Origin of the sequence: Xanthobacter pollutisoli (assembly GCF_040044995.1) — a bacterium.
Classification (GTDB): Bacteria; Pseudomonadota; Alphaproteobacteria; order Rhizobiales; family Xanthobacteraceae; genus Xanthobacter.
In genome coordinates this window covers 1-7323 of the sequence record NZ_JBDZDP010000050.1, presented here as the reverse complement: position 1 = coordinate 7323, position 7323 = coordinate 1, and the positions used below count along the sequence as shown (strand labels likewise).

Here is a 7323-nt window from a genome sequence, read left to right as displayed (position 1 = left end):
AAGCGCTTGAGTCTCACAAATTCCGCCCATCCGACATGGGAAGGGTTCCGAATATTCTACCTTTCAGGTCATTTCTACCCTGTTTGGCGCCCTCTGTCAATATGTCCGATAATGCAACATTATCGGATGTTTTATGGCGCCGACAGGGCGTGCGGTTTTTTGCAGAAATATTGGCATAAAGCGCACCGTTCGGGTATCCTTCCAGACCATGCGCGCGCCAAATTCGACCCCCACTTCGGCACTCCAAACCCCGGTCGTTCCGGGCTGGGCGATCCCGCGAGCGCCGATGGAGGACCCGGCCGAGGCCGCGTACATGGCCGGCGCGGCCTTGAATTGCCTCGACAATCTGGTGCGGGCCGATCCGCCCTGGGCCGGCGCCTGGCGCCAGCGGGTGGCCCTCAACGCGGCCGCGAGCGCGGCCCGCCTGCTCGGCCATCGCGAGGACGAGGCGGCGCTGCGCGACGCCTGGCATCTGCGCCCGGCCGGCGCCGATCCCGGGCCCGCCGGCAACCTGCTGGCGGCGTGGCGGCGGCTCGCATCCCGTTCGCCGATCCTCGACCTCGAAGGGCTGCGCTCGCTCACCAATCTGCTGGGGCTCGCCTGGACGCCGGCGCTTGAGGTCCTACCGGAGGCGGTCGAGGACGCCGCGTCCTCGGGAGCGCCGGCGCCGCTTGCCGCAGCGGCGGCGGCCGGCGCGGTGGGAGCGGTCACATCCGGGACGGAGGCGCTTGCCTGGTGGATCGCCGACCTGACGCTTGCGCGACGGATGCGCTGGCCGATCCCGATGCCGGTGCTCGCCACCCAGATCCACGCGCCAGCGCTGCGAGCCCGTTCCGGTGGCGGTCGGCGTCGATCGGGAGGGGAGGGGAGCAGTGTGACCCTGTGCCTCGCCGCGGCCGCCGGCGCCGCGGAGGCCTGCCGCATCGCCGCAGAGATTTCCCCCCGCGCGGCCCGTCTCGAAGCGGCGGCGCCGAAGCTCCGCGCCAAGGGGGCAGGGGAGGCGATCGCCCTGCTGCTGGAGGACGACGCGGTGCAGGGAGCGCTGACGACGCCGTCGCTGTCGCGTTGGGCATCGCGCCGGCTGTTCGAGCGGCTGGAGGCGCTGCAGGCGGTACGCGAGCTCTCCGGTCGATCGACCTTCCGGCTCTATGGGCTCTGACCATGGCTCGTCGGCGCCGCGCCCTTGCCTCCCTCGACACCGAGCTCGCCGAGCTTCCAGCGGAGCTGCGTTGGCGCGAATGGGTGGCGCGGGTCGAGGCGGTGATCTTCGCCGCGCCCGGCCCGGTCGAGCGCGAGACGCTCGCCCGGGTGGTCGGCGGCGCCTGCAGCATCGAGTTCGTCATCGACGACATCCGCGAGAGCTTGCGCGGCCACCCCTACGACCTGGTCGCGGTCGCCGGCGGCTGGCAGCTGCGCACCCGGTCGCGCTATGCCGAGGCCATCCACGCCGCCTTCGGCTCGACGCCGGCGCCGGTCCAGCTCTCCCAGGCTGAGATGCTGGTGCTGGTCTGCATCGCCTATCACCAGCCGGTGACACGCGGCGAGCTCGGCGAGATGATCGGCAAGCAGGTCAGCCGCGACACGATCGGCTATTTGCGCTCGCTCGGCTTCATCGGCGCCGGCCCGCGCAGCCCGCAGCCGGGCGCGCCTTACACATATGTCACGACGAAGGGTTTTCTGGCGCATTTCGGCCTCGACACCCTGCGCGACCTGCCCGACATGGAGGCGCTCGAGGATGCCGGCCTGCTCAGCAAGGACAAGCTTCTGGCCAAAGATATGCCCCTGGCGCTCATGACGGGCGAGGGAGATGAGGAGGGCTTGGACGGAGATGACGTCTCTGCGGACGAGCCTTATGACCTCGACGACGGATCAGGCGGGAAGGGATGACCATTGTTGACGAACACGACGAAGGCGGGCCCATGAGCGTGCGCGAACATCACCTCGTCGTCGCGACGGCGAAGCATGTCTTCCTGCATCGGGAATATGGCGTTGTCTTCATCCGGGAAGCCGCTTCCCGGGAGGACCTGGCCGCTTATGACCTGACCCCTTTGCTGCTCTACGGGCTTTCGGTTCCAGGGACCTCGCTTCGATGGGTCATGCTCACGCCGGTCGACAATCCGGCATCGATCGTGAGTGTTCTCGGGAAGGCGTGGACGCAAGCCGACGGCCTGCGCGGTCGCCCGGATGTGCTGAAGGTGAGCCGCCATCTCGCCGCATCTGCGGTGGACTTGCCTGATGCGCTGGCGGCGACCGATGTCCGGCTCGTCGTCGCGGAGGGAAGCGACAAGGCGTTTTCTGCTTCTGTGCGGCGGTGCCAGGAGGATGCAATGTGGGCGAGCCTGCCTCGCAGACGGGCGACGCCGAGCACGACGCTGGATCAACTGAACCGCTGCGCCACGGATCGCCACAATCATTCTTTCCAGTCCCCGCAGTCACGGGTGAATGCCACCATGGAGTCGTGGCGGAACCGGCCGCCTCGCGCGGCCGATCTGCCACCGGGCGATGAGATCGATTGGCGGCCGGGGGCCTGGCTCCATGCCTGGGAGAAGGGGCTAGCGCCGGCCGGGCGCCGATATTTCCACAAGGACACCTTCGACGGTGCCGTATGGCTGCTCACAACCCCTCCGATCGCTGATGACGACGAGCTCGATGAGACCATTTTCGAAGATGACGAAACGGACAATCTCCCGGACGTCGCCCGGGCCTTGGTGCGATGCTGGCCGACCTCATGCTCGGCGATTGCCGCCAGGAAGCGGGCGGCCGGCCAGCCTTCCCTGTCGGCGGTCTCGGCAAATTGCGGCCACAGCACCTTGATGGCCGGCAGGCGCAGTTCGTTGAGCAGCAGGCTCAATCTTGCGGCGTCGATGGGGGTCTGACGGAACTTCATGAAAAGCCTCATCTGGTGGTCGGTGATGTGGCGGCCGGGCAAAAGGCGATTCCTCGAATGCGGGGAATCGCTTGGCTAGGCGGCCGCGGGCCTTGTGCGCTCGAACACGCTCGTAGGAACGGGTGACGCAATAATCCGTGATGCCGATCGCGCGCAGTTTCGGCGCAGCCGATTCCAGAGCTGTGAGATATTGTTCCCACCCGCCGGCCGGAAACCTGTCCTCGATGACGGTCCCGGGCGCGTGGATGTGCGGCTCCCACCTGTGCCATTCCGATCCCCGCGAGACCTCGACCATATTCCCCCCCAGTCAGCGCATGTTCTCTGTGCTGTCCTCACGACACGGACAGCAGGTTGAACGCCCAAGTCGACGCTTCTGCCTTGCGCTCACCATAATCCGTCCCTAGATTGGGGATGAATTATAGATATGGGGATGCGAATGTCCACCGCAGACGCTCTCACGCTGACCGAAGCTGGCTACGTCCTGAATCGGTCGACGACTGCGCTCAACAAGGCCGTCGATACCGGCGTCATCCGCGCCCGCCAGCGCCGGGTTGGCAGCGCTGTCCAACGCCTTCTTGGACCTGCCGAGATGCGCTTCCTTCTGGTTGCCGACCGGCTAGAAAAGGATCTAACGCCTGCCGGCCGTCGGCGTCTCTACGAGGCAATCCGCCAGCTCTCAACGGATTCCCATCGCGTCACGCTGGGCGAACTCGTGCTCGATCTTGGCAAGGTCGACGCCGACCTCAGAGGCAGGCTGCGACGCCTCGATGAGCTCCGGCGCTGGGTCAAGGCGGACGAAGGGGGTGATCCTGTCATCCAGGGCACGACCATCCCAGTTCACATGGTCGCGGCGCTGGCTCGCACGCAATCCGTCGCGGAGATCGTGGCAGATTTTCCGTCGCTGACCTCGGAGCAGGTGACGTCTGCGATTGAGTACGCGAAGGCCTATCCAAAGCGTGGCCGACCATATCCCACCCGGAGCCTGAAACGTGCGCTCGCCGAATTGGCCGACCTTGGCGCATTCGACGAGGAATCGCCTGCGGCAGAGGCCGCGCCGCGCAGGATTTCGTGACCACGTATCTGATCGACGAGAATGTGCTTCGCGAATTCGGCGCGCGGGGCAATGCGAATGTGCGCAAATGGCTCGCCACCGTCGACGATTCCGATCTCAGGTTGAGCGTTGCAACGCTTTTTGAAAAGCGCCGCGGCGCGGAGGCATTGAAGCGTCGCGATCCCCAGAGGGCGGCGGAATTGCTCAAGGCTATAGCTGCAGTCGAGAAAACGTATGCGGACCGCATCATTCCCGTCGACGCTGCAGTCGTCGCGGAATGGACGCGCATGCTCGGCGCCAAGAACAAGGATCGTTGGGATATGGCCCTCGCCGCGACCGCGCGCGTTCACGATCTCGTTCTCGTGACCCGTAACACCAAGGATTTCGAGGGCCGCGGCGTCCGTCTGCTCGATCCGTTTCGCGATCCTCCGCTCCAGATCGAGCCGTGACCCGATGCGCGCCAAGCCCTTCACTCGCCCGACGATCATTGCCTCCAACGAGCTAATAGCGCACCGGGTCGGCACCCATGCTGAGATCAATCGCATCATGCTTCGGCTGGGACTCGAGCAGGACATCGCCGCGGACACCTCCCTCACGATCGAGCGGAAATGCGACGTCGCCGGCCGCGTCATCCTCGATCGCGGCGGCGAGATCATCGAGACGATCGACGGCGCCCTCACGCTCGCGGAGGCGTTCGTGCGTGAGGCCGTCGGGCTTTGCAGGCAGGGCGCGGACGACTTCCTGCAAGATCGGTTCGAGCGCGGCCTCGCTCGCGATGGCTATGTCATTGCATGGGGCGAGTGGGGCGTGCCGCCCACCTTGCGGGCGGCGCTGCCGCAGGAGATCGACCTGCCGGCAACGGATGACGAGGTGCGGGTGTTGCTAAAGCATTTCGGCTTCGCCACTGCGGCCGGACACCTGGACCAAGCCATTCAAACGCACACGCGGGGCGAATGGGCGGCCGCGAACGCCCAGCTCAGAACCTTCATGGAAGGCCTGTTCGACGATATCGCCCGGCACATCGATGCAGCCGCCGCCGAGCGGGCGCAGAGCGCCGAGAACCGGCGCGCGCTGCTCGCCAGCGACCAGATCGAATTTCTGTCTGTGCGTCGCAAGGAGTGGACGGTCGACGGCAAGAACTTCATCAACGGGCTCATAAAAATACTGCACACCGAGGGCTCGCATCCAGGACTGTCGGATGAAGATCACTGCACATTTCGGCTGCATCTCGTCTTGGTGACGGCGCGGACATTTCTTCGGCGCCTGCAACAGGGTCGCGGCCCCAACTAGAAAAGCCTGGAGGGCAGAAGTGGAATCGACACGGCAAGCGAAGATTCCAACACGACATGGTATGTCATAGGGCGGCACAGCTCAGGTTATGCGCGGAGGCTGGATATGAGTGCGGTTGATCCGATCATCGCTCACTTTGTCGAACGTCGTGGCCACTACGCCGCGCTGGTGCGTCATGGATTCCCGATCGTCGACGGCGTCTACTGGAATGAGCCGAGTCTGATGATTGGCGGCCTGCTTCTGATACAGCTGCAGCAGGCAAAGGCGCGAGCCGGTACAGCCAGCATCGATCTTCGACCGCCGGCGCGCCCCGTTCGACCGCTCTCCGCTGTCGTTGCCGAACTCAGCAGCGAGCATCGCGCCGGATTCTGGTATCGCGGCCAGAGGACGCGGCGCGAGTGTGTTTACGAGGGGCGTGTTCCTCGCATGGAGGGAGCGGCGCCTGGCATCAACCCGATCCGCGTCACGCTCGATGCGCTCATCCCGAGCGCCTATCGGGCCTATACACATTCGAAACCAGCCGATTGGCAGAAGTTTCGCCTGGCCCCGCCACTGGATAATTTTTCGGGTCCGGCTCGGGCGATCCTTGCAAGCCAAAATCGCGAACTCGGTGAGCTGCTCCTCGGCGCGATCGAATTGATGCTGTACGATGCCATTCGCATCAGGCAAGCGCACTCGGCACGATTTGGTTTCGCCGCCACCTGCTGGCACCTGGATCGACGGCCGCTCAGCCGATGCTCGATCTGATCTCGATCGCGCAGCACTATGACTATGGATCGATCATGGTGGATGTCAGTACGAGCGTCGGCGCAGCGGTGTGGTTTGCGACGCGCGACTGGACATCCGGCGAGATCGCCGGATCGAGCGGAGGCTCGCCCGGCGTCATCTATCGGTTCGACGCGACGAAGATAGCCGACATCCTGCGCAGGCATGTGGACGGTCCTGGCGCCATGCCGCCTTCGGCCATGCAGGCGCTTGGGGTCTTCGGCCTCGCCGATATCGCAACGCGATTCTCATTCCTCGACCGTCCTCGCGCGCAACACGGCGGCAGCCTTCTCGGAATGGAGAATGTCGTCACGCATTTCCTCATGCACATCAACGACGCGGTCGAAGCGTTCCCGTTCGATCACACGTCGGTCACTGGCCGGGAGACGAGCTTCGAGCAAGCGGACATCTGTCCGCCCAACGATCGTGGCGTCGAAATCTTTCGACCCCATGATAAATACTCCACCGAGCCGCTCTCAAATGCCGAGCTCAGCACGCTGCTGTCCTGGATGGAGATGAAACCGGATCGCGTCAGGGGGTACATCCATGCTGGCACTGCCTGGATGTTGTCGCGCAGGTCCTGCGCGACCTGCCCTCGGTTGGGGGCCTGCGACAGATGCCGCACGATGCCGTTGACGGCCGCATCGAGGCTCGATTTTTCGTCCCGATACCATGTCAGGGCCTGGACCACGCGCATGGCCGGCCGGCCGACCCAGAATGCGGTCTTGGCCGAAATGCGCTTGAAGTCCAGCCTGTAAATGACCGGCTGCGCGGCCTTGGGATCGCCGGCGTTGGCCTCGATCTCGATCGTCCGCGGATAGGTGTCCGCATGGATCGTCGACCGGGCCGGAACGGCGGTGGTCAGGCCGAGATCGTTCGCCGCCGTCATGCCGTCGACCAGCACACGCAGCTTGTCGCGCCGGGCGATGGCGTCGATGAACGCGGCGCGCGGCGGAAACACCATCTTGCCGGTCAGCTTGCTGGTCGTGGGCTTGTCGTAGAGGCCACGGTGAGGGCGGCGGATGTCGCCCCGCCGGGTCAGCCTCTGCAGCGCTTTCTCCACGGCATTGGGCGTCCCGATATCGAGGAAGTCGGCGCGGGACCACACCCCGGCCGGTGCCGCCTTGGCGATCCGGTCATGGATGCGGTCGAGGGTATCGGACGTAGGATCCAGCATCAGGCATCCGTTCGTGTCCGAAAATTAGGCTCAATTCGCATTAGCTATGCATGATCCGATTTGGTAGGCTGGCGGTCTGCACGCAGGAGGCGAAGATGGACCGGCAAGACTACATGGCGTGGCTTTCGCAGATCGACGACCTCTCGGCGGAGC

Annotated in this window: 8 protein-coding genes and 1 pseudogene; 7 read left to right on the top strand and 2 right to left on the bottom strand. The window is 65.0% G+C overall.

Features of this window, described 5'->3' with window-relative positions; all coding sequences use genetic code 11:
- The first annotated feature begins 286 nt into the window (after positions 1-286).
- Genes ABLE93_RS26535 through ABLE93_RS26525 form a run of 3 tightly spaced genes read left to right on the top strand, consistent with a single transcriptional unit; the run spans position 287 to position 2876 of the window.
- Positions 287-1159, top strand: a complete 873-nt coding sequence (locus tag ABLE93_RS26535) for a DUF1403 family protein (protein WP_510183097.1) — start codon at positions 287-289, stop codon at positions 1157-1159.
- A gap of 2 nt (positions 1160-1161) precedes the next feature.
- Complete coding sequence (gene scpB / locus ABLE93_RS26530) at positions 1162-1887, top strand: SMC-Scp complex subunit ScpB (protein WP_348842666.1); 726 nt, start codon at positions 1162-1164, stop codon at positions 1885-1887.
- Positions 1884-2876 carry a hypothetical protein gene (locus tag ABLE93_RS26525; protein WP_348842668.1) on the top strand — a complete coding sequence of 331 codons (993 nt, stop codon included), beginning with the start codon at positions 1884-1886 and terminating at the stop codon, positions 2874-2876. Before scpB ends, ABLE93_RS26525 begins: the two co-directional genes overlap by 4 nt.
- Before the next feature lie 87 nt (positions 2877-2963).
- On the opposite strand, the pseudogene ABLE93_RS26520 reads toward ABLE93_RS26525, so the two are convergent.
- A pseudogene (locus ABLE93_RS26520) lies at positions 2964-3182 on the bottom strand (hypothetical protein); the annotation flags it as partial.
- 141 nt (positions 3183-3323) lie between these two features.
- Between ABLE93_RS26520 and ABLE93_RS26515 the strand changes: the two are divergent.
- The 4 genes from ABLE93_RS26515 (at position 3324) to ABLE93_RS26500 (ending at position 5975) form a co-directional block, all read left to right on the top strand.
- Entirely contained in the window at positions 3324-3959 is a 636-nt protein-coding gene (locus ABLE93_RS26515) for a DUF433 domain-containing protein (RefSeq protein ID WP_348842665.1), read from the top strand.
- A complete protein-coding gene (locus ABLE93_RS26510) occupies positions 3956-4387 on the top strand; it encodes a type II toxin-antitoxin system VapC family toxin (RefSeq protein ID WP_348842664.1) in 432 nt (143 codons plus the stop codon). The genes ABLE93_RS26515 and ABLE93_RS26510 overlap by 4 nt, the downstream gene beginning before the upstream one ends.
- Before the next feature lie 4 nt (positions 4388-4391).
- Complete coding sequence (locus tag ABLE93_RS26505) at positions 4392-5228, top strand: hypothetical protein (RefSeq protein WP_348842663.1); 837 nt, start codon at positions 4392-4394, stop codon at positions 5226-5228.
- Positions 5229-5333: 105 nt separating this feature from the next.
- Entirely contained in the window at positions 5334-5975 is a 642-nt protein-coding gene (locus tag ABLE93_RS26500; RefSeq protein ID WP_348842662.1) for a hypothetical protein, read from the top strand.
- A 379-nt stretch (positions 5976-6354) separates the two neighbouring features.
- Here the strand turns inward: ABLE93_RS26500 and ABLE93_RS26495 are convergent, their stop codons facing one another.
- Complete coding sequence (locus ABLE93_RS26495; RefSeq protein ID WP_348842661.1) at positions 6355-7170, bottom strand: DUF6088 family protein; 816 nt, start codon at positions 7168-7170, stop codon at positions 6355-6357.
- Positions 7171-7323 lie beyond the last annotated feature (153 nt).

Excerpts from the sequence above, each read along its gene's own strand:
- ABLE93_RS26505 (WP_348842663.1), top strand. The coding sequence starts at position 4,392 with ATGCGCGCCAAGCCCTTCACTCGCCCGACGATCATTGCCTCCAACGAG.
- ABLE93_RS26525 (WP_348842668.1), top strand. The coding sequence starts at position 1,884 with ATGACCATTGTTGACGAACACGACGAAGGCGGGCCCATGAGCGTGCGC.
- ABLE93_RS26500 (WP_348842662.1), top strand. The coding sequence starts at position 5,334 with ATGAGTGCGGTTGATCCGATCATCGCTCACTTTGTCGAACGTCGTGGC.
- ABLE93_RS26535 (WP_510183097.1), top strand. The coding sequence starts at position 287 with ATGGAGGACCCGGCCGAGGCCGCGTACATGGCCGGCGCGGCCTTGAAT.
- scpB (WP_348842666.1), top strand. The coding sequence starts at position 1,162 with ATGGCTCGTCGGCGCCGCGCCCTTGCCTCCCTCGACACCGAGCTCGCC.
- ABLE93_RS26515 (WP_348842665.1), top strand. The coding sequence starts at position 3,324 with ATGTCCACCGCAGACGCTCTCACGCTGACCGAAGCTGGCTACGTCCTG.
- ABLE93_RS26495 (WP_348842661.1), bottom strand. The coding sequence starts at position 7,170 with ATGCTGGATCCTACGTCCGATACCCTCGACCGCATCCATGACCGGATC.